Below are 20,161 nucleotides of genomic sequence, written 5' to 3' on the forward strand. Positions count from 1 at the left end.
AATCTTCAAGTCCGGACCGGCCGAATCGCAGGGTATGGACGACACTGTCGAGACCGAGGACCCGAGCGACGTCGCCGGTATCTTCGCACGCGAATCGTCGTATCTGGAGCGGTACGTCCAGTTGGGAGTCGCCAGCGGACGCGTCCTCAGCGTCTCGTTCCCGGACACGCCCGACGAGCAGGCCCAGACCGACCACGACCTGCTCGACCGCATCTTCGACTACCTCGACGGCGTCGAGGAGGACGACTTCTCGGACGTGACCGTCGCGCTCACGGTGCCGACCGACCAGCGCCGCGTGCTGGAACGCGTCCGTGGGATTCCATACGGGGACCAGATAGACGTCGAGACGCTGGCCCGGATGACCAGCGGCGTGGACCACACCGACGAGGACGACCTGAACACGGTCCGAACCGCGCTCGACCGCAACCCAGCGCCGCTGCTGATTCCGGACCACCGAGTCCGCGACGGCCCGAGCGCCGCGCCGCCCGCGGTCGAACAGAAACTCCGGTCGCTAGAGGGACTGTAACCTCGGCCGCTCGCGGTTCGACTCTCGCATAACCCTCGTTCTAGTTGATTCCCCAACATTTCTACTTCCGAACTCAGAGTCGGCCACTCCTTCGGAAAGTTAGTTTCTCCCCGCTGGCGGGACACGGGACCGGATGCGACGCGCGTCTGACGCAACGTTTACTTGTTCGCGCACAATTACCCGCCCATGACAAGCCTCGCGGAGGCCTACGAGGAGAACGTCGGCGAGGTGGGGAACGTCCGACTGCTCTATCTCGGGGTCGGTCTGTTCGCCGTCGGGGTGTCGCTCGTCGTGTTCGCGATTCTGCTCTCCACGACGGACGTCCACTCCGCGTTCGGTCTCGGCACGCTCGGTGCCCGGGAAGTCGCGGGCGTCCTCGCCGGACTCGGCGTCCCGGCGGTGTTCGTCGGCATCTTCAGCGTCCTGCCGGCCAGCCAGCGCGTCAGGGCCGCGGCCGCCATCGGGTCGGGCGTCTCGTTGCTCGGCGTCGCGCTGTTCACCCACGCCTACCCGAAGCACTGGGCCGGGTACGGCCGACAGTTGACCCTGCCGGTCGTCGCCGTCTACTTCTTCGGCGCGCTGGTCACGTTCGGGTGCCTGTTCGTCGCCGTGGTCAACTTCAAGACGCGCAACGACCCCGGCGGGACCGTCACGCTCGAAGTGAGCCACGACGGCGAGGTCCGCACCGTCGAGGTCCGGAAGGGCGAACTGGACGAGTTCGACGACTTGGACGACCTGCGCGCGCTCCGGACCGGACTGGCCGACTCGGCCGCCGGGGACCCCGACAACGACCCCGAACCGGTCCCGACCGGGATGGGCGGCGTCGGCTTCTTCGGCGACACGCCCGACGGCGAGACGCCGACGCAGACGAACCAACCGGGACGAGGAGCGCCCGGCCGGGGAAGCGCGACCAGCGACGGCGGGACCGCGGCCGACGACGACATCCGGTCGCCGCTGGACGACGCCGACGCGCCCGACCGGCCCCACCCGACCACCGACGCCTACTGCGGCAACTGCCAGCACTTCCAGTACGTCCGGACCAACGAGGGGATGCAACCCCACTGCGGCTTCTACGGCCGGACGATGAGCGACATGGACGCCTGCGAGGAGTGGGAACCGAACAGTTGACGCCGCGGCCGCGGGCCGACGCGACCCCGAACGTGTTCCGGAAAAGATAGTTACCGGCCGAGTGTCGATTGTCGCACATGGTCGAAATCAGCGCGAGCAGACTCGGCGCTCTGGGCGTTCTGGGGGTCCTCGGCGTCTGGGCAAACGAACCGGCGCTGTTCGCACTCTTCGCGTTGTTCGCGCTGTTCGGGTCCGACCGGACGCTGCGCGTCCCAACGCCCCGCGACGGAGGCGAGAGCTAGAGGTCCGAGAGCGTCTCTTCGACCGACGCCCAGTGACTCCCCTTCCAGAAGTGCTGGTCGCACTCGGGACACCGCCAGACCCGGAACTCGTCGGTGTCGGGCGCGTACTCGGGCGTCTCTGCGTCCGCCGCGAGGGCCACCAGCTCCGCGTTGCACTCGGCGCACCGCGTCGGTTCCGAGAGTTCGAGTTCGAAGCCCGCGTCGGCGAGTTCCCGGAGTTGGTCGGTCACTGGTTTCGTCGTCAGTAGGAGTCCGTCGGCGCGCTCGGCCAACTCCGCGTCCCGAGTCACGAGCAGTCGCCCTTCGGATTCTGCGAGAGCCAGCAGGTCGTCGTCGTCCTCGACGCCTCCCGGGTCGTCGCATCGCTCGTCCCCGCTCGTCCGTTCCGAGGCGCTTCGCGCCTCGCGGTCCAGCGCGTACGCCGCGTCGTACCCGCACATCCGGAGGTACGTCGCCAGTTTGCCCAGCATCGCGTCGAGCAGGAGCGCCGACTCCGCGGGCGTGCGCGTCGGCATCTCAGTCGAGGAACTCCCGCACGCCGTCGGCGTCGCGGGCGTTCAGGATATCGTCGGCCTGCGCCCACCCGCGCCGGGCGGTGTGGACGCCGTACCGGACGTGTTCGTACTCCGCCGGGGAGTGGGCGTCGGTGTCGATGGCGATGGTCGCGCCCTCCTCGACGGCCTGCTTGACCGCGCTCCCCCAGAGGTCGAGGCGATAGGGACTGCTGTTGACTTCGAGGGCGGTACCGTGGTCGGCGGCGGCGCGCGCCACCACGTCGATGTCCAACTCGACGCCGGGGCGCTGGTGTATCATCCGCCCGGTCGGGTGGCCGACGATGTCCACGCTCGGGTGTTCGATGGCGGCGACGATGCGGTCGGTCGCGTCGCCCTCCAGCGCGCTGTGGGGCGAGGCGACCACGCAGTCGAGGTCCGCCAGCAGGTCGTCGCCGACGCTGATGTCGCCGTCCCTGTCGATGTTGGCCTCGACGCCCGCGAAGACGGTGATGGGAAGGTCGTCGGCCATCGCCCGAATCTCGGCCAGTTGCTCGCGCAACTCCTCGTCGTCCAGTCCGACGCCGCCGACCATTCCCGGTCCGGTCGCGTGGTCGGCGACGCTGATGTAGTCGTGGCCGAACTCGGCCGCGGCCTCGGCCATCTCCGCGACGCTGAACCCGCCGTCGGACCACTCGGTGTGGAGGTGGAGGTCGCCCCGGATTTCGCCCTCCTCGACGAGGTCCGGCAGGTCGCCGTCCGCGGCGGCGGCTATCTCCCCGCGGTCTTCGCGCATCTCGGGTTCGATGTACGGCAGGCCGACCGCTTCGTACATCCCCGCCTCGGTCTCGCCCGCGACGCGTTCGCCGACTCGCTGGCCCGAATCGGGGTCTTCGACTTCCGAGACGTCGTCGGACGAGTCCGACGAGCCGTCCGAGCCGAGCTCGGAGACGTCGAACGCGCCGTACTCGTTTATCTTGTATCCGCGGTCGATGGCGTAGTTCCGCAACCGGATGTTGTGCTCTTTGCTCCCGGTGAAGTACTGGATGGCGCTCCCGAACTCCTCGGGCACGACGACCCGGAGGTCCACGCGCTGGCCGTCCGAGCGCACGCTGGCCTTGTCGGTCCCGGCCTCGATTACCTCGTCGGCCTCCTCCCACTCCGTGAACGCGTCGATGACCGCCTGTCGGTCGTCGCTGCCGACCAGCACGTCGATGTCGCCGATGGTCGGTTTCCACCGCCGGAGCGACCCCGCGAGTTCGCACCGGCCCGCCTCCGGAATCGCCTCGAAGAACTCCAAGGCGGCCTCGCCCACGGGTCGGGCGTCGCCGAGCAGCGACCGGCCCTGCGACTCGCGGGCGAACTGGATACCGTCGAGGATGTTCTGCTCGGTCTTCTCGCCGAACCCGGAGACCTCCCGAATCTGCCCCTCGCGGGCGGCGTGTTCGAGGTCGTCTAAGTCCCGCACGTCGAGCGCCCGGTAGAGGTCGCCCACCGTCTTGGGACCGACGCCCTCGACGCTGGTGAGTTCGGCCATCTCGACCGGCATCTGCTCGCGCTCGTCCTCCAACTGCTCGAACGTGCCCGTCTCGACCGCCTCTACGACTTTCTTCGAGATAGACTCGCCCACGTCCTGAATCCGCTGGACCGCCTCGGGACCCTCGGCGGCCAACTCCTCGATGGCCTCCGGGGAGTCGCGGATGCTCTCGGCCGCCCGCTCGTAGACCTTCGGCTTGTAGTCCACGCCCTGCGCGGACAGCAGGTCGGCGTACTCTTCGAGTAAGTCGGCGATTTCGGCGTTGCGTGTCATGGATGAATCCGTCGCGTGTTCGGGGTGAATCTGTCGGCCGTCGGTTTCAGAGTCGGCCGCGACTGCTCGCGTCGTCCCGGCCGAGCGCCTGCTTGAGGAACGACATCCAGCGCTTGCGGTCGGCGGCCTCCTGCGCCTGTTCCTCGCGTTCGAGGTCTGTCGGTCCGAGGTTCTGGAGGGCGTTGAGCGCGCGGTCGATGCCCACGACGGCGTTGACCAACTCCTCGCCCTCCGCCCGCGTGATGTCACCCTCTTCGAGCAGTTGCTTGCGCTGGAGGCGCTCGCGCCGGAGGTTCTTCTTCGCCCGGTCCACGCGGTCGCGCTCGCCCGAGGGGACGGTGTCCCGGCGCTTTATCTCGAAGACGAACTCCCGGAGGTCAATCGACTCGCCCTGCACGTCGATGGTCTCGGGGATGTCCGCCCCGACCGTCGCGCCCTCGCGCTCGACGCGCTCCAGCAGTTGTTTCCGCTCGTACTCCTTCACGCCTCTATCTCGGTGGTCCAGCGTCAAAAATTCGCCGGGAAAGGAGGTTCGGTCGGGACGGGCACGACCCGGGACGTGGGCCGCGCGTCGTAGACACGGGCGGGAACTGCCGATGCATGCGCTCGGGGCATAATCGCCCGGCGGCGCTATGATTGGCTTCAAAGCATACATGCGTGGGCTGATTACGGGAGGCCATGAAGAAGCCCGGCGAAGTGTTTGCGGACGCGAGCGTCTACGACCCCGGTATCGAGGCCATCGTCCCGCGGTACGACGAACTCCACGACGCGCTGCTCAACGCCCCGCCGCAGGACCGAAACGAGTCGATTCGGGTCCTCGAACTCGGCGCGGCACCGGCGAACTCACCACGAAACTCCTCACGCGGTTCCCGAACAGCAGCGTCCTCGCGGTGGACCACAGCGACCAGATGCTCGACGAGGCCGAGCGCAAACTGGAGACGTTCGGCGACAGGGCCACCCTCGAACGCGGAGCCTTCCCGGACGACTACCCGTCGGTCTCCGGCGAGTACGACCTCGTGGTCTCGTCGCTGGCGGTCCACCACCTCGACGAGACCCAGAAGCAGACCCTCTTCGACGCCATCTACGAGTCGCTGGTGCCCGGCGGGTGGTTCCTCAACGGCGACGTGATTCGCTTCGACGCGCCCCACCTCGAGACGCTGTCGGGCGAGATGATAGAGAACTGGGTGCGCTCGAAGGGGTGGCGCGAGGACGACTTCATGGAGGAGTGGGAGGCCAGCGACGACTACGACGACCCCTCCTCGCTGACCGACCAACTCGTCTGGCTCCGGGAGTCGGAATTCGAGGCGGTCACCTCCATCTGGCAGTACTACAACTTCGCAGTGTACGGCGGTAAGAAGCCGGAGTGAGAGTCCCCGAACACCGAGCGTCGGGGAGTATCGAGGGTCTCGGGGGTGTTAGAACGACCGGCAGAGAGACCGAGTCCAAAGAGCGACCGACCGCTTCGGGGCTGAATTTTAAGCGGACGCGGTCGGTTCGTCCCTACATGGGAAGTGACGACGTTTCGGTCGTCCGGACCGAGGTAGACGGTCACGAATCGGCGTTGCGGGAGCTACTGCTGGACTATTACGAGTTCGCCGACCGGGAGGCGCAGGCGTACTTCGACGAACTCACGGGCATCGACGTCGAGGCGGCCGTCGAGGACGACATCGACCGACTGGGGAGCGCCGCGGTGGACGACCCCCTGTTTCTGGCTCGCGACGGCGACCGAATCGTCGGGTCGGTCCAGTTGAAGCGACTGGACGAGACCACCGCCGAGGTCAAGCGGTTGTACGTCACCCCCGACTACCGGGGAAGGGGACTCGGCCGGCGACTCGTGGAGGAACTGCTGGACGGTGCCGAGCGCGACGGGTTCGAGACGCTTCGACTCGGGGTCGGGCCGTACCTCGACGCGGCGCGGTCGCTGTACGAGGACCTCGGCTTCGAGTACACGTCCCGGTACGACCAGAGCGGTGCCCCGGAAGCGGTCGGCGACGAGTGGGGGTTCATGCGACGGTCGCTCGACTGACGCCGACCCGGAACTCCCGGAACCCCGACAGATACCGTCCCCGAACCCATCGTTCCGGCGCGGAACGCGACGACCCAAATCCCTTTCAGGTCCGGCCCCCAAGGGTTCGCCAATGGCGCAGTGCGACGTGTGTGGCGAAAGCGAGAACATGCCGTACGAGTGTCGGCGGTGCGGCGGCACCTTCTGTTCGGCCCACCGACTCCCGGAGAGTCACGACTGTCCGGGGCTGAACGAGTGGAACGACCCGGACGGCGTGTTCGACAGTGGTTTCGACGACACCGTGAACGACAGCGGGCGGGCGGGCGGAATCACGGATAGAATCGGCGTCGACACCGGACCCGGCGGTCCCTTGGGCTACTTCCGAGGGAACATGACATTCGTCCTGTTGGGGCTGATGTGGATAACCTTCGCGCTCCAGTGGATAGTCCTCCTCGTCGCGCCCCAACTCTACCAGCCTCTATTCGTCCTCCAGTCCGACCACCTCCTCAACGTCTGGACGTGGTTCACGTCCATCTTCAGCCACAGTCCGACCAACTTCCTCCACATCGTCTTCAACAGCATGGTGCTGTACTTCTTCGGTCCCGTGGTCGAGCGCCGGGTCGGCAGCAAGAAGTTCGCCGTCCTGTTCCTCGTGGCGGGAGCGATAGCCGGACTCGCGCAGGTCGGCATCTACGCGCTGATGAACCCCGCCGCCCCGGCGACCGGCGTCCTCGGCGCGAGCGGTGCAGTCGCGGCGGTGCTGGGCGTGCTGACGATTCTGAACCCCAACCTCACCATCTACCTCTACTTCATCCTCCCGATGCCCCTGTGGCTGGCGACCACGCTGTTCGTCGGCTACTCGGTGTTCGTCAGCGCGGCCGGGGGCATCGGCGCGGGCGGGGTCGCCCAGTTGGCCCACCTCGCAGGCGTCGGCATCGGTCTGCTGTACGGTATCAAACTCAAGCGCGAGGGCGAGCGCGCGCCCCAGCAGTTGCAGGTCGGCGGCGGCCGGGGTCCAGGCGGTCCCGGCGGCCCCGGCGGTCCGGGCGGACGTTTCTAACCCCTCCGCCCCGTCTGTTCTCCCATGACGCCAGTTCATCCCGAGTTCGTCCCCGACCCGACGCTCTCCCGCGAGGAGATGGAGCGACTCCAGCGCGACATCGCCGAGGTCGCGGTCTTCGAGGACGACTTCGCGTTCGACCCCGCGGCGGTGCGGGCCGACCAGACCGACGACGGCCAGACCGCGCTCGGCGCGGCGACCGACGACGCCGAACCCCCGGTGGTCGTCGGCGTGGACCAGGCGTTCGTGGACGCGTTCTCCGAGGAGGCGCTCGCGGTCAGCGCCATCGTCGCCACGCGCGGGGGCGAGGTAATCGAGGAGGTCCACGCGGTCGAACCGACCGAGATTCCCTACGTCCCCGGACTCCTCTCGTTCCGCGAGGGCGGGGCCATCCTCTCGGCGTTCGAGAAGTTGTCGGTCGACCCCGACCTCGCGGTCCTCGACGGGAGCGGGCGCATCCACTTCCGACAGGCCGGAATCGCCACGCACGTCGGCGTCACGCTCGACGTGCCCGCGGTCGGGGTCGCAAAGAGCCTGCTCTGCGGTCGGCCCCGAGAGTCGCTGGACGAGTATCTGTCTCAGGGCGCGCGCGTCGCCATCGAGGCGGACGACAGCGTGACCGCGCCGCCGGGAACGGTCATCGGCCACGCCTACCAGTCGCGCCAGTACGACAACCCCGAGACGCGCCACGTCAATCCGCTCTACGTCAGCCCCGGCCACCGCGTGAGCGCCGAGACCACGACCGACCTCGTGGAACGCCTCTGTGCGGGCTACAAACTGCCCGAACCGACTCGGCTGGCCGATAACTACGCCGACGAAGTGAAGGCCGAAGTCCGCGACTGAGGCCGACGAGGTGAGTCCACCGCCGGAGCGAACGACCGGGCGGGGCGTTCCACGCGTCCGTCGAAGTTCTCCATCCCTTACACGTCCTCGGCGACCCGTGGTGCGACGCCCAGTGACACCCCGAAGCGACGAAATTTATCTGTCCGGACCGCGACAGTGCGAGCGTGACCGAAACTGTCCTCATCACCGGTTGTTCGTCGGGCATCGGGCGCGAGACGGCGCACTGCTTCCTCGAAGACGGGTGGGAAGTGTACGCGACGGCCCGCAACCCCGCCGATATCCAGTCGCTCGGCGACGCGGGGGCAAACGTCGCCTCGCTCGACGTGACCGACGAGGACGACGCCGAGCGCGTCGTCGAGCGCATCATCGACGAGAAGGGGCGCATCGACTGTCTCGTCAACAACGCGGGGTACGCCCAACTCGGCCCGGTCGAAGACGTGACGACCGAGAGCGTCGAGAACCAGTTCGAGGTGAACGTCTTCGGTCCCCACCGCCTGCTTCGCGAGGTGCTACCTCACATGCGCGACCGCCGGACCGGGACTGTCGTCAACGTCTCCAGCGTGTCGGGACGACTCGCCACGCCCGGGATGGGTATCTACAACGGGTCGAAGTTCGCCATGGAGGGAATCAGCGACGCCCTGCGACCCGAGGTGTCGGAGTACGGTATCGACGTGGTACTGGTCGAACCCGGCCCGGTGGACACCGCCTTCGCGGAGCGGGCCTCCGACGAAGTCGAGGGGTTGGAGCGCTCGGACGCCTACGAGACGCTGTACTCCATTCTGGACGACACCGAGGCCGTCGGCGGCGGCGGTCCGGGCGCGGTGGCCCCTCGCAGAGTGGCCGAGACGATTCTGGACGCCGCGAATCTGACCGACCCCGCCGCGCGCTACCCGGTCGGACAGGTAGCGAAGGTGGCGATGCTCGGTCGGTTCGTCCCCGCGAAGTTGCGCGACAAGTTCTACAGACTCGCGCTCTCGCTGGTGGCGAAGAATCCGCTCGGGGACTGAGTGCTCACTCGGTCGTCCGGCGTGCGAGCATCGCGGCCGCGAGGAGTGCGACCACCGACGCGCCGACCGTGAATCCCGGCGTCTCGCCGCTCGAAGTCGTCTCCGCGTTCGTCTCCACGTCCCGTTCGTCCTCGACCGCCGCTTCGCCGGCCGACTCGTTTCGCACCTCGAAGTTCAACGTCAGTCCGTCGTACTCGCGCGCGGCGCTCTTGTTTCCGACCGGGAAGTACGTGATGGCGGCCCGGAGCGTGTACGTACCGGGGTCCGACCCGGTCACTTTCGCCGAGATGTCCATGGTCTCGCCGGGTTCGATGACGAACGTCGAAGTTGGGAGACCGCCGCCGCTGCTCTGCACGTCGCTCCCGCCCTGAATCCGGATGCCGCTAGGTACCTGAAGGGTAATCTGGACCTTCGTGGGTTCGTCGTTGGTCACGTCCGCAGTGAACGCGCCCGCGAGTCGGCCCGGACTCCCGGGTGCGATGACCTTTTGGGGAGCGTAGAGTCGAGCGACCTGAAACAGTTCGCCCCTCGCGAACGACTCGCCGTTGGTCTCGCCGTTCGACGACTCCGCCGTCGATTCGACGGACTCGGTCCCCTCCGTCACACCCATGGACGAGGGCGACTCCGCAGTAGTCGTGGTGGTGGTAATCGACACGTCGCCGACCGGAATCGTCCGGACCCGTTTGACCGTGCGCTCGCCGTTGTCTGTCACCCGGAGCGTGACCGTGTGAGCGCCCTCGTCCTCGAACGTGAAGGTGTTGTGCGACCCGTAGTGCTCGAAGTAGCCGTCGCCGTCGAAGTCCCACTCGTAGTCGGTAATCTGGCCGTCGGCGTCCGCGGACGCCCCGGCGTCGAAGGTCACGGTCCTGTCGGGACTCGGGTTCGACGGCGAGTACGTGAACGAGGCCTCGGGGGCCGAGTTCTCGACCCGAATCGTCCGAGTCCGCTTGACCGTGTGCTCGCCGTTGTCGGTCACTCGGAGCGTGACGGTGTACGTACCGGCGGTGTCGTAGGTGAAGGAGTTCTGGGACCCGTAGTACTCGTAGTAACCGTCGCCGTCGAAGTCCCACTCGTAGTCGGTAATCTGGCCGTCGGCGTCCGAAGACGCTCCGGCGTCGAACGTGATGGCGTCGTCGGGACTCGGCTTCGTCGGCGAGTAACTGAACGTGGCGTTCGGTGCGTCGTTCTGCACCGTCACCGACCGCACCTTCTTGCTAGTCGCTTCACCGTTGTCGGTGACCCGGAGCGTAACCGTGTAGGTGCCAGCGGTGTCGTAGGTGAAGGTGTTCTGAGACCCGTAGTACTCGTAGTAGCCGTCGCCGTCGAAGTCCCACTCGTAGTCGGTAATCTGGCCGTCGGCGTCCGAAGACGCTCCGGCGTCGAACGTGATGGAGTCGTCGGGACTCGGACTCGACGGCGAGTAACTGAACGAGACGTTCGGCGGTTCGTTCCCGACGGTGACCGTCTTCGTCTCCTTGGTGGTCACGCCGCCGTTGTCGGTGACCCGGAGCGTGACGGTGTAACTGCCAGCGGTGTCGTAGGTGAAGGTGTTCTGAGACCCGTAGTACTCGTAGTAGCCGTCGCCGTCGAAGTCCCACTCGTACTCCTCGATGCTCCCGTCGGTGTCCGAGGACGACGCGGCGTCGAAGGTAATCGACTCGTCTGGCACCGGGTCAGACGGCGAGTAGTCGAACGCGGCGGTCGGCGCGTCGTTCGTCACCGAGACTGTCTGGGTCGTCTCGGCGGTGTTGCCGTCGTCGTCGGTAACCCGGAGCGTCACCACGTACTCGCCCGCCGAGTCGAACGTTTGCGTGACCGTCGCCCCGTAGTACTCGTAGTAGCCGTCCCCGTCGAGGTCCCACTCGTACTCGTCGATGGTCCCGTCGTCGGTGGACGACGAAGCGTCGAACGTCACCGTCTCGTCGGGCACCGGGTCCGACGGCGAGTAACTGAACGACACCGTCGGCGCGTTCCCGGCGGCCGACGCGCCGACGGTGGTCACCCCGGCCGTCGCTCCCACCGACAGTACACAGACCAATACCCAAAGATACGTCAGAGATTCCCGTCGTCTATTCATCCAATCCGGTATTTAAAACTGAGATATATAAATATTCGAGAGACGGAACGCGAGTCAGTCGAGACACGACGCCACGAGTGCCAGCATGCGCTCGCCCCGCACTTCGTCGGCGAGCAGGGGCACTCGCTTCACGTCGTGCCCGCGGAAGACGTCCTGCGCTCGGGCGAGGGCGTCCTGTTGGACCTCCCACCGTCGCTGGCAGAACTCGCAGGTGTCGAGGTTGGGCGAGACGAAGGCGTCGGTATCCTCGCTCGTCACGCCGCCCGACTCCGTCTCACCCGCAGTCGAGCGCGGTTCGACGACGTCCGCGAGGTCTTCCATCACCTTGTTGACAACCACGGTGCCGACCGGCACCCCGAACTCCGAGAGTTGGTCGAGCAGGCGCTCGGACTCGAAGACGCTCATCTCCTCGGGGACCAGCACGACACGGAAGTCGGTCTTGCTCGGGTCTCGGAGGGTGTCACGGAGTCGTTCGATGCGGTCGCTGAGTTCGTCGAGGTCGTCGAACCCCTGCTCGGGGTCGGCGTCCTCGCCGCCGAACATCCCCTTCATGCCCTCCATCATACCTTGGAACTTCTGCTTGAGCTTCATGATGCGGCCCAGCATCGTGTCCATTAGTTCGGGCAGTTCGAGGAGTCGGAGGGTGTGGCCGGTCGGCGCGGTGTCCACGACCACGCGCTCGAAGCGCGGGTCGTCCATGTACTCCAGTAGCTTCTGCATCGCGGCGGCCTCGTCCGCGCCCGGCATCGGCCCGCCCAGCAGCGCGTCCATCGGGTTGCCCTCTCCCAGCATCTCGCCGAGACCGCCGAGCGGGCCGGACTGGTCGCCAGCGCCGACGCCCGACCCGGCGGGGTCCGCCTCGGGACCGCCGGTCCCGGCACCTCCGGCCGCTCCGCCGAAGACCGCGTCCCCTTCTTCGAGCGCGGCGTCGGGGTCGATTTCGGCGGCGTAGAGCGGCACGTCCTCGCGGATGCGCTCGGGGGTCGCCGGAATCTCGGTCTCGAAGGTGTCCGACAGCGAGTGAGCGGGGTCGGTCGAGACGACCAGCGTGGCGGTGCCGCCGCGGGCGCTCGCAAGCCCCGTCGCGGCCGCCATCGTGGTCTTCCCGACGCCGCCCTTCCCGCCGTAGAGGACGTACTCGGGCGCGTCGATGCCCGCCGGAACGTCGCTCTCGTCGATTCGCTCGACCGGTTCCACGTCGAGTTCGGTCATTGTCGGAGGGTAGTGAGTCGGGACTTGTGTACTCGTCGGTCCGACGTGTCGTCGTCCCGCGAGACGGTAGCGACGACCTGCACGGAGTGGTTCCGTCGGTACTGCGGAAGCGAGGAGACGGTTCTCGGAAACCAGTGACTCTCGGGCCACCGAATCCGTCACGCGACTGTCCCGCAACCGAACTGCACTGCCCCGCGCCGGACTCGGTTTTCAGCTACGGCGAACGTCGGCCACGTCGTTACGGGAGACGTCCAGAACCTCCGCGGGCGTCAGCGCCACCTCGCGCCACGCCGGAAGCCGCCGGTCCTCGCCCGGCGGGGCGACGGCCTCGGCGTAGATGTCCACCTGCTCGCGCTCCTCGCTCCGGTCGTAGTCGAGACCGTTGAACCCGGCGTCGGCGGCGTACTGCTCGACGAACGACTCCGCGGTCCGCCGATAGCGCTCGGGCAGGGCGTCGTAGTCGGGGGTCACGCCGTGGGACTCGACCGCCCGGAGGAGCGCCCGGCCGACGTGACGACTCATGTCCGAGAGACCGGTCGGTCCCGAGACCGCCCGATGGTCGTGTTCGTACCGGCCGAGGTCCACCTGCGCGGTGCCCTCGAACCCGGCGTAACCGAACGCCTCGCCGAGCGTGCCGACCTCCAGCCCCCAGTGGCGCTCGACCCGGAGCGCGCGGACGAAGTCGGCGGTCGCCCCGAACTCCCCGGCCAGCGCGTACCGGAACGACACGAGGTAGTCCAGCACCGCCGCGTCGGGGTGGGCGTCGGCCAGCGCCCGGACCAGCGGCGCGTAGAACAGCCGACAGAGCCGCCCGTAGAGGCGTCCGTTCTCGACGCGGGCGTAGTAGCCCTTCGAGAACTCGTAGCCCCGACTCAGGGGGAACAGCAGTCGGGCCACGTCGCCCGCCTCGTAGGTCTTGGCGTCGGCGTCGTGGACCACCACGTACTCGCTGCGCGCGGCGGCGACTCCGAGCGCCAGCCACACGTCTCGACCTTTCCCGGCCTCGCCGTTGAGACCGTACTCGTCGAGGCGGTCGGTGACGCCCGGACCGTTGCACCACACCACCGACAGCGGCAGGTCGAACCCCGAGAGCCAGTCGCAGAACGCCCCGACCTTCTCGGGCGGCGCGCGCAGGGCCACGACCACCTCGCCGGGCGCGACCGACTCCAGTTCAGAGAGGACGCGCTCGGCCGCGAGTCCGGCGTACTCGCGCTCGGTCATCGGGACGACCACCGCGGCGCGGTCCGTCGGGGCGTCGGGGACGGTGCCCGTCAGGTCGTGTAGCGTGGCGACGCGCTCCTGTCCGTACTCCATCGCGTGACGGTTGGGATGGAGGGGTTGAAAAGGGGCGGGAATCGGACGCCGGTGCCGGTTCGGCGTCAGTCCCCGCGAACCACGGTCGGGTCCTGTCCGCCGGTCGGCAGCGCGTCGTTCGCCCAGAGGACGACCAGCACCAGCAGAATCGCGACCAGCACGCCCCCGAAGGTCTGGAACACCGTATCGTAGCCGAACCCGGCGTCGACGAGCGCGCCGACCGCCACGCTCCCCAGCGCCTGCACTATCATCATCGACCCGCTGTACAGCGAGTAGGCGCTCGCGCGGTTCTGGTCGGGGAGCGAGTCGAGCAGGTAGGTGTCGAGCGCCGGGAAGAGACTGTGGACCACGTAGCCGAGGATTGCGGTGACGACGGCGATAGCGACCAACCCCTGTACCGCGGTCAGCGCGAACAGGCAGGCGACGAACCCGCCGAGAATCGTCAGCATGAGCGGGACGTGGGGGAGGCGGTCGGCGAGTCGTCCCGTGAGCCAGAAGGCCGGAACGCCCGCGGCGAACACCACCGTGAGGAGGGTGTTGCCGGTTGCGGCGTCGAGTCCCTTCGTCGCCGTGACGTACTTGACGTAGAAGTTGAAGAGACCGTTCCAGACGAACCCGGTCGCGCCGAGGATAGCGACCCCGCTCACGATGATGGGCCACTGCTTCCGGGCCGCCGTGAGCAGGTCGCGGTCCTCGGTCCCGGCGTCGGGCATCTCGGTCCGACGCGCGGTCCAGTAGAAGACCGCGGTGGCGCAGGCCGCCACGACCGCGATGATACTGAAGACTCCGCGCCACGTCGCGCCCGCCAGCACCGCGCCGACGAACAGCGGCGCGGCGACCGCGGCAACCTGACTCGCGGTGCCGTGAACGCCGAGCGTCCGGCCGACTCGCTCGGGGTAGAGTTCCGTGATGAGGGGGTTGGCGGCGATGAAGTACGCGCCGCTGGCCACGCCCATGAGGAACGCGCCGACCCCGAGCATCACCACCGACTGGGCGACGGTCATGAACGCCGCCGCCCCGGTCAGCACCGCGCCGGTGCCGAGGACGACCCGGTGGCGGTCCACGCGGGTCAGCAGGTAGCCCGTCGGGATTCGGGGCGTCGCGCTCCCCAACCACGCCAGCGTGGCTATCAGTCCGGCCGTGGATTCGGTGAGCGCGAACGCCGCCGACAGCGGTTCGAGCAGCGGCGCGAACACCACGCGGGCGAGGTTGACCAGAAACACCAGCGAACACATCGAAGCGAAGACCCGGCCACGAGACACGTTCGACGCTACTCCGAGGGGACAGTCAAACCTTCCGAATCCAGAAGGTCGTCTCCACGCGTTTCGAATCCGGAGTTCCCTCCCCCAAGGTTTTCGGTCGCCTCCGTCGTACTAGTTGGGTATATGAAATCAATTCGGCGAGGTCTCTGGGACGGTGAAGTCGGAAAGGACGCCCGCGGGCGGTTCTCGTGTCGCATCTGCCGTCGGTCGCTCGTGGCCCGGACGGAGGCGGAGGACGGCGTCGAGCGGTCCTGTCCGGACTGCGGTCGGGCGTGGAAGTCGCGGGCGGCCCCCCGGTGGCGGACGACGGGCGGGTAGCGCCGAGCGCTACTCGAACACCGCGTCGAAGGCGTCCGCGCCGAGGGGGTCGAACCGACCGGCGGCCAGATTCTCCTCGACGTGTTCCGGGTCGCTCGTGCCGACCAGCGAACTGGTCACGCCGGGCGCGCTCCGGGCGAAGTTGATGGCGCGCTGGACCGCGGTGTCGCCCGCGAGTCGGTCGCTCACGTCCTCGGGGAGACCGCTGGCGAGGTCCCCCTGCCCGATGCTGGCGCTGGTGAAGACGTTCAGGCCCGCCTCGTGGGCGAACCAGAGCGCGCTCTGGGGACCCTCCGGTCCCTCGTGGGCCTCCACGGTGAAGGCGTCGGCCATGAAGACGTTGAAGGGCAACTGGATGGCCCGGAGGTGGGTGGCGGTGTTCTCTGCGGCCTTGGCGGCCTTTCGGGCGCGAGAGACGATTTCGGGCAGCGAGAGGTACTGGTCGTCGGTCTCGGGCACGCGGAGGGCGTTCCACGTCGCGACGCCGTACGTCGAGATGTCGCCCGCCGCCGCCCGCTCTTCGAGGCGGGTGAACGTCTCCTCTAACTGGTCGTACACCGCCTCTCGGGAGCGCGCGTGGAGTTGGGTCTCGGGGTTGTGGACGTAGTAGAGGTCTATCTCCTCGACGCCCAGATTGTCGAGCGACCGGTCGAGTTGGGCGTCGATGAAGTCGGGGGCGATGCAGTGGCTCCCGCGGGCGAGGTCCTCGCGTTCCACGAGACCCGTATCGACGAACTCGCGTTTGACGTACTCGCCGGGGTTCTCCGGTCGCTCGCCGTCGAAGGGGACGAATCCGCCCTTCGTGGAGACGAACACCGCGTCGCGGTCCACGTCGGCGTCCTCGATGGCCGTCCCGACCGCGCGCTCGCTCCGCTGGCACCGGTAGTTGATGGCGGTGTCCACGACGTTGATGCCGCCCTCCAGCGCGGTAGCGACGGCGTCGCGGTACCGGGCGTCCACCTCGTCGGTCGGGTCGCCGAGGTAGGTGCCGACGCCGACCGACGAGACGGCGAGACCGTCGAACAGTCGGAAGTAGGTCCGGCCGAAGTCGTCGCCGTGCTGGAGTTTGTACTCGTAGGTTCCGTCGTCGGTGGCCATGCCGGAGCGTAACGCTCCTATCGGCATAAGACCGGAGGATTCGAGACCGGTACACGGGAGCCGCCTCCGGGTAGTTTAGGTCAGCCAAAATCGGAACGCTTTTTGTTTTTAGGTGTGCCTAAACCGATATGGCGACTAATCGACGAGACCTGTTGAAAGCGGGGAGCGCACTGTTCGCTGGCGTCTCACTCGCCGGTTGTGGCGGGAAGTTGGAATCTGCAGCTCCGGGGGCGTCCGGCGACGGGAGCGGCGGCGACGCGCCGAAACCGGCCGAACTGGCCGTCGCGGCCGAGTGGAACGTCTACCGGGCGCTGGCGGCCGACGCGCTCGCGCTCGGTCTCGCGGGCGAGTTCGACGCCGCGGCCGGCGTCGCGGCCGACGCCTTCCAGAAGTTCGAGGGGGCCACGGGCGAGTGGGGCGCCCACGAAGTCCTCGAAACCACCAGTGAGAAGCGCTACGCGGAGTTCGAGGAGGCGCTGGGCCAACTCCGAGAGCGCGCGAAAGGCGAGAACGTCGAGGAGATGCGAGTCGAGGCGGACCTCGTCTCGAAGCACCTCTCGGCCGCCCAGACGAAACTCGTCGGCGAGGAGAACGCTCGCGCGCTCGACCTCCAGTTCCTCGGGACGCGCCTCGTGACGGCCTCGTCGCTCTACGCGGCCGGGAAGGGCGACGCCGCGGCGACGATTGCGGGCGACACCTACGAGCGGTTCGAGCAGGCCGCGGTCCACGAGGACCTCGAAGCGGCCGACGCCGAGAGCTACGAGGGCTTCGAGAGCGCCGTCGAAGCGGTCGAGAAGGCCGCGAAGGCCGGGACCGGCGGAACGGTTCGCAACGAGGCCAACGCTGCCTTCGACGCCGCCGCGACGGGGTCGTACGCGGTCGCGGCCAGCGAGAGCGCGGCCGGGGCGGGCCACCTCGCGGCGATGCAGGCACGCGGCTACGACGCTTCGATGCTGGCCTCGCTGGGCGGCCCCTCGACGGCGTTCGCGCACGCCGCCGCGCTGAACGTCTACCGGGCGCGGGCCTACGACGTGGCGTGGCTGACCGCCCGCGGGAAGTCCGAGTACGCGAAGACCGCGGCGGAGGACATCTTCGCCCACTTCGAGGGCGCGAAGGCCCACGAAGCGCTCGAAGAAGCCGACCACGAGGCCTACGAGGGCTTCGAGACCGGACTGGAGGACCTCGCCAGCGCGGCCGGAAAGGGCGACGCCGAAGCCGCCGCGAGCGCCGCGGACGCCGTCGAGAAACACCTCCGGGCCGGAATCTCGGCGCTGGCTACCGAGACCGAGGCCGCTGTCCTTCAGGCGGCCTTCTTCCGGGCGCGGTTCGGCGACGCCCGCGAACTGTACGCGCTCGGCGAGGGGAAGGCGGCCGCGAGCGTCGCGCAGGGTCTCTTCCAGCGGTTCGAGCGCGACGAAATCGGCTTCCACGAGCGCCTCGAGAGCGCGAGTGAGAAGCTCTATCAGTCCTTCGAACACGAACACCTCCAAGACGGGCTGATTCCGGCGTTCAAGAACGGAAACGACGGTGCCGTGGAGACGCACTTCGGCGGAGTGAACGACTCGCTCCTGCAGTTCGCCACGAAAGTCGGGTCCGAGGCGCGGGTCAGCGCCGCCGAGAGCGGCCTGCTGAGCGCCCGCGCTTCGACGCCGCCGCGCTCGCGGCGCTCGGCGAGTCGAAGCGCGCTCGGTCGGTGGTGCAGTCGGCGTTCCAGCACTTCGAGGAGGGCGCGGGCGGGTTCCACGAAGCGCTCGAACACGCCGACCACGCCCTCTACGAGTCGTTCGAGGGCGCGCTGGAGTCGGTCGGAAGCGCGGCGAAAAACGGCGACGCCTACTCGTCGGCCACGACGTTCAACGGGAAGGCGGTGACTGCGCTATACACCGTCGTCTCGAACGCGGGCGGTGACTTCGGCGAGGCGGCCGCGACCGTCGCGCAGGACGCGTTCGCCGCCTTCGAGGAGGCCGAGGTCCACGAGTTACTGGAGAAGGCCGACCGAGACGCCTACGAGTCCTTCGAGGGTAAACTGCAGGGACTCGTCGAGGCGCTGAAGCAGGGGTCGGGCGTCTCCGGCGCGCTCTCGGCGTTCGCGCGCGCCTCGCTCCGCGCGGAGTTCGCGGTGGCCGGAGCGCCCGGGAAGGCCCCGGTCGGGAAGTCCGAGTCGAGCGAGGGCGGTTCCGAGACGAAACTCTCTGGCGGGCCGAACGTCGTGAAGGGCACGCCCGACGACGCCGACCACGTCGTGAAACTGAAGGCCGTCTCGTTCGACCCGGCCGAACTGACGGTCTCGAAGGGCGACAAAGTGGCCTTCGTACACGCCGCGGGAGAACCCCACTCCGTGACGGCCTACGGCGACAAGATTCCCGAGGGAGCAGACTACTGGGCGTCCGGCGACTTCGACTCCCAGAAAGCGGCCGAGACCGGGTGGGAGAACGGGAAGGGCGCGGTCCAGTCGGGCCAGTCGTTCGTCCACACCTTCGAGACGACGGGCACCCACGAGTACTACTGCGTGCCCCACGAGGCCGCGGGCATGACCGGGAAAATCGTCGTGGAGTAGCTACACGTCGCCGTTGAGCGCGGCGAAGACGTCGTCGCCGAGTTCGGCCTGCGACCACATCGCGGCCTCCGCGCCGCTGGCGTAGGCCGCGCCCTCCACCGGGACCTGCCCGCCGCCCATGCGGGCGTGGCCGCCCGCGCTCGCACCGGGGATGTCGTCGGCGACGCTCTCCAGCGCCTTGCCCATGTGGACTCGGTCATCGCGCGACCGGCCCGAGAGGTGGACCATGTCGTCGCGCCTGCCGAAGACGACCACCGCGGTCACGCCCTCCAGTTGGAGGAGTTCGTCGGCGGCCTGCGGGATGGCGTCGGCGTTGTTGATGCGACCCACGTCGCTGACCGCGAACGACCCGCGTACGTCCCGGCCGGAGATGGCCTGCGCCTTGACTTCCAGCACCTCGGCGCTGACCTGCGGGTTCGCGATGCGGTCGAGCAGGTCCTCGTCCACGCCCTCGTAGAGGTACGCCGCCGCGGAGAACTCGGCCTCCGTACACCCGCTGGTGAGGTGCTTGGTGTCGGACTGGACGCCGTAGAGCAGGCCGGTCGATACCGCCGAGGGGACCACAAACCCGTCTGCGTTCTCCTCGTCCTCGTCCGGGCCGACCGGCGTGCCGCCCACGTCTTCGAGGTACTCCGCGACGATGGTCGCGCAGGCACCGTAGTCGGTGCGCTGGTCGGTGAACTCTTCGCCGGTCCCGTTGCCGGGGTGGTGGTCCACGACCGCGTAGGGTTCGAGTCGCTCGGCCCCTTCGAACCCGCGCGGGGTGTTGTGGTCCACCAGAATCACGTCCTCGGCCGCGACCTGACTCACGTGGTCTATCTGTTCGAGGTCGAGGTCGAGGACCGTCCGGAACGCGCGGTTCTCCTGATGGCGAATCTGGCCCGGGAACTGGAGGGTCGCGTCGGTGCCGACTTCGCTGGCGAGGTGAGCGACGCCTATCGCGCACGCCATCACGTCGGGGTCGGGGTTCGGGTGCATGAGAACCGCGACCTCGTCGCACTTGCTCAGCGCGCGCTTGAGTCGCGCCCCCATCGGTCGCCGAAGCCACCGGACGACGAGCCACAGCGACGCCACGAGTGCGACCGCCCCGAGGGCGGCGGCACCTGCGAGTTCCGGCGAACTCAGACCGTAGGCCTCAGCGGCCTGAACGACCTCCCGAACCCGCAATTCCGGAATGCCCGGCAGTTGCATGTCTTACTCCCACAACGCGG

Annotated in this window: 18 protein-coding genes and 1 pseudogene; 10 read left to right on the forward strand and 9 right to left on the reverse strand. The window is 68.2% G+C overall.

Features of this window, described 5'->3' with window-relative positions; translation table 11 throughout:
• Nucleotides 1-34 precede the first annotated feature (34 nt).
• The 3 genes from FXF75_RS12395 to FXF75_RS12405 all read left to right on the forward strand — a co-directional run bounded on the left by FXF75_RS12395 (nucleotide 35) and on the right by FXF75_RS12405 (nucleotide 1,896).
• The gene (locus FXF75_RS12395; RefSeq protein WP_163522197.1) at nucleotides 35-526 is read left to right on the forward strand and encodes an MGMT family protein; all 492 of its coding nucleotides are present in this window, start codon (nucleotides 35-37) and stop codon (nucleotides 524-526) included.
• 186 nt (nucleotides 527-712) lie between these two features.
• Complete coding sequence (locus FXF75_RS12400; RefSeq protein ID WP_163522198.1) at nucleotides 713-1,654, forward strand: hypothetical protein; 942 nt, start codon at nucleotides 713-715, stop codon at nucleotides 1,652-1,654.
• Between the two features lie 77 nt (nucleotides 1,655-1,731).
• Nucleotides 1,732-1,896 carry a hypothetical protein gene (locus FXF75_RS12405; RefSeq protein ID WP_163522199.1) on the forward strand — a complete coding sequence of 55 codons (165 nt, stop codon included), beginning with the start codon at nucleotides 1,732-1,734 and terminating at the stop codon, nucleotides 1,894-1,896.
• On the opposite strand, the gene FXF75_RS12410 is transcribed toward FXF75_RS12405, so the two are convergent.
• From FXF75_RS12410 to FXF75_RS12420, 3 genes are read right to left on the reverse strand one after another with little or no spacing between them, the layout of a single operon-like run.
• The gene (locus tag FXF75_RS12410) at nucleotides 1,893-2,411 is read right to left on the reverse strand and encodes a Mut7-C RNAse domain-containing protein (RefSeq protein ID WP_163522200.1); all 519 of its coding nucleotides are present in this window, start codon (nucleotides 2,409-2,411) and stop codon (nucleotides 1,893-1,895) included. The genes FXF75_RS12405 and FXF75_RS12410 overlap by 4 nt on opposite strands.
• Before the next feature lies 1 nt (nucleotide 2,412).
• Nucleotides 2,413-4,197 carry a helix-hairpin-helix domain-containing protein gene (locus tag FXF75_RS12415; RefSeq protein ID WP_163522201.1) on the reverse strand — a complete coding sequence of 595 codons (1,785 nt, stop codon included), beginning with the start codon at nucleotides 4,195-4,197 and terminating at the stop codon, nucleotides 2,413-2,415.
• Between the two features lie 46 nt (nucleotides 4,198-4,243).
• Complete coding sequence (locus FXF75_RS12420) at nucleotides 4,244-4,681, reverse strand: DUF5788 family protein (protein ID WP_163522202.1); 438 nt, start codon at nucleotides 4,679-4,681, stop codon at nucleotides 4,244-4,246.
• 406 nt (nucleotides 4,682-5,087) lie between these two features.
• Between FXF75_RS12420 and FXF75_RS12425 the strand changes: the two genes are divergently transcribed.
• The 5 genes from FXF75_RS12425 to FXF75_RS12445 all read left to right on the forward strand — a co-directional run bounded on the left by FXF75_RS12425 (nucleotide 5,088) and on the right by FXF75_RS12445 (nucleotide 9,112).
• Entirely contained in the window at nucleotides 5,088-5,564 is a 477-nt protein-coding gene (locus FXF75_RS12425) for a class I SAM-dependent methyltransferase (RefSeq protein WP_309221807.1), read from the forward strand.
• A gap of 137 nt (nucleotides 5,565-5,701) precedes the next feature.
• Nucleotides 5,702-6,223: a GNAT family N-acetyltransferase gene (locus FXF75_RS12430; protein WP_163522203.1), complete on the forward strand. Its 522-nt coding sequence runs from the start codon at nucleotides 5,702-5,704 to the stop codon at nucleotides 6,221-6,223.
• A gap of 112 nt (nucleotides 6,224-6,335) precedes the next feature.
• The gene (locus tag FXF75_RS12435) at nucleotides 6,336-7,262 is read left to right on the forward strand and encodes a rhomboid family intramembrane serine protease (protein WP_163522204.1); all 927 of its coding nucleotides are present in this window, start codon (nucleotides 6,336-6,338) and stop codon (nucleotides 7,260-7,262) included.
• A 24-nt stretch (nucleotides 7,263-7,286) separates the two neighbouring features.
• On the forward strand, nucleotides 7,287-8,105 hold the full coding sequence (locus FXF75_RS12440; protein WP_163522205.1) for an endonuclease V: 819 nt from the start codon (nucleotides 7,287-7,289) through the stop codon (nucleotides 8,103-8,105).
• Nucleotides 8,106-8,269: 164 nt separating this feature from the next.
• Nucleotides 8,270-9,112, forward strand: a complete 843-nt coding sequence (locus FXF75_RS12445) for an SDR family oxidoreductase (protein ID WP_163522206.1) — start codon at nucleotides 8,270-8,272, stop codon at nucleotides 9,110-9,112.
• Between the two features lie 4 nt (nucleotides 9,113-9,116).
• On the opposite strand, the gene FXF75_RS12450 is transcribed toward FXF75_RS12445, so the two are convergent.
• The 4 genes from FXF75_RS12450 to FXF75_RS12465 form a co-directional block, all read right to left on the reverse strand.
• A complete protein-coding gene (locus tag FXF75_RS12450; protein WP_163522207.1) occupies nucleotides 9,117-11,132 on the reverse strand; it encodes a PKD domain-containing protein in 2,016 nt (671 codons plus the stop codon).
• A 111-nt stretch (nucleotides 11,133-11,243) separates the two neighbouring features.
• Nucleotides 11,244-12,401: a TRC40/GET3/ArsA family transport-energizing ATPase gene (locus tag FXF75_RS12455; protein ID WP_163522208.1), complete on the reverse strand. Its 1,158-nt coding sequence runs from the start codon at nucleotides 12,399-12,401 to the stop codon at nucleotides 11,244-11,246.
• A gap of 210 nt (nucleotides 12,402-12,611) precedes the next feature.
• Nucleotides 12,612-13,715 (reverse strand): glycosyl transferase family 2, encoded by a 1,104-nt coding sequence (locus tag FXF75_RS12460; protein ID WP_163522209.1) that lies wholly within the window; start codon nucleotides 13,713-13,715, stop codon nucleotides 12,612-12,614.
• 65 nt (nucleotides 13,716-13,780) lie between these two features.
• The gene (locus FXF75_RS12465; protein ID WP_309221808.1) at nucleotides 13,781-14,977 is read right to left on the reverse strand and encodes an MFS transporter; all 1,197 of its coding nucleotides are present in this window, start codon (nucleotides 14,975-14,977) and stop codon (nucleotides 13,781-13,783) included.
• A gap of 123 nt (nucleotides 14,978-15,100) precedes the next feature.
• On the opposite strand from FXF75_RS12465, the gene FXF75_RS12470 reads away from it, so the two are divergent.
• Complete coding sequence (locus tag FXF75_RS12470) at nucleotides 15,101-15,295, forward strand: hypothetical protein (protein ID WP_163522210.1); 195 nt, start codon at nucleotides 15,101-15,103, stop codon at nucleotides 15,293-15,295.
• Between the two features lie 9 nt (nucleotides 15,296-15,304).
• On the opposite strand, the gene FXF75_RS12475 is transcribed toward FXF75_RS12470, so the two are convergent.
• Entirely contained in the window at nucleotides 15,305-16,393 is a 1,089-nt protein-coding gene (locus tag FXF75_RS12475; protein ID WP_163522211.1) for an aldo/keto reductase, read from the reverse strand.
• 128 nt (nucleotides 16,394-16,521) lie between these two features.
• Here FXF75_RS12475 and FXF75_RS12480 point away from each other — a divergent pair.
• Nucleotides 16,522-18,950, forward strand: a pseudogene (locus FXF75_RS12480) (DUF5059 domain-containing protein).
• Here the strand turns inward: FXF75_RS12480 and FXF75_RS12490 are convergent.
• Entirely contained in the window at nucleotides 18,951-20,141 is a 1,191-nt protein-coding gene (locus FXF75_RS12490) for a bifunctional oligoribonuclease/PAP phosphatase NrnA (protein ID WP_163522214.1), read from the reverse strand.
• Between the last annotated feature and the right edge of the window lie 20 nt (nucleotides 20,142-20,161).

The organism is Halorussus sp. MSC15.2 (genome assembly GCF_010747475.1).
In the GTDB taxonomy this organism is placed as follows: Archaea; Halobacteriota; Halobacteria; order Halobacteriales; family Haladaptataceae; genus Halorussus.

Excerpts from the sequence above, each read along its gene's own strand:
- FXF75_RS12395 (WP_163522197.1), top strand. The coding sequence starts at position 35 with ATGGACGACACTGTCGAGACCGAGGACCCGAGCGACGTCGCCGGTATC.
- FXF75_RS12400 (WP_163522198.1), top strand. The coding sequence starts at position 713 with ATGACAAGCCTCGCGGAGGCCTACGAGGAGAACGTCGGCGAGGTGGGG.
- FXF75_RS12405 (WP_163522199.1), top strand. The coding sequence starts at position 1,732 with ATGGTCGAAATCAGCGCGAGCAGACTCGGCGCTCTGGGCGTTCTGGGG.
- FXF75_RS12410 (WP_163522200.1), bottom strand. The coding sequence starts at position 2,411 with ATGCCGACGCGCACGCCCGCGGAGTCGGCGCTCCTGCTCGACGCGATG.
- FXF75_RS12415 (WP_163522201.1), bottom strand. The coding sequence starts at position 4,197 with ATGACACGCAACGCCGAAATCGCCGACTTACTCGAAGAGTACGCCGAC.
- FXF75_RS12430 (WP_163522203.1), top strand. The coding sequence starts at position 5,702 with ATGGGAAGTGACGACGTTTCGGTCGTCCGGACCGAGGTAGACGGTCAC.
- FXF75_RS12435 (WP_163522204.1), top strand. The coding sequence starts at position 6,336 with ATGGCGCAGTGCGACGTGTGTGGCGAAAGCGAGAACATGCCGTACGAG.
- FXF75_RS12440 (WP_163522205.1), top strand. The coding sequence starts at position 7,287 with ATGACGCCAGTTCATCCCGAGTTCGTCCCCGACCCGACGCTCTCCCGC.
- FXF75_RS12455 (WP_163522208.1), bottom strand. The coding sequence starts at position 12,401 with ATGACCGAACTCGACGTGGAACCGGTCGAGCGAATCGACGAGAGCGAC.
- FXF75_RS12460 (WP_163522209.1), bottom strand. The coding sequence starts at position 13,715 with ATGGAGTACGGACAGGAGCGCGTCGCCACGCTACACGACCTGACGGGC.
- FXF75_RS12470 (WP_163522210.1), top strand. The coding sequence starts at position 15,101 with ATGAAATCAATTCGGCGAGGTCTCTGGGACGGTGAAGTCGGAAAGGAC.
- FXF75_RS12475 (WP_163522211.1), bottom strand. The coding sequence starts at position 16,393 with ATGGCCACCGACGACGGAACCTACGAGTACAAACTCCAGCACGGCGAC.
- FXF75_RS12490 (WP_163522214.1), bottom strand. The coding sequence starts at position 20,141 with ATGCAACTGCCGGGCATTCCGGAATTGCGGGTTCGGGAGGTCGTTCAG.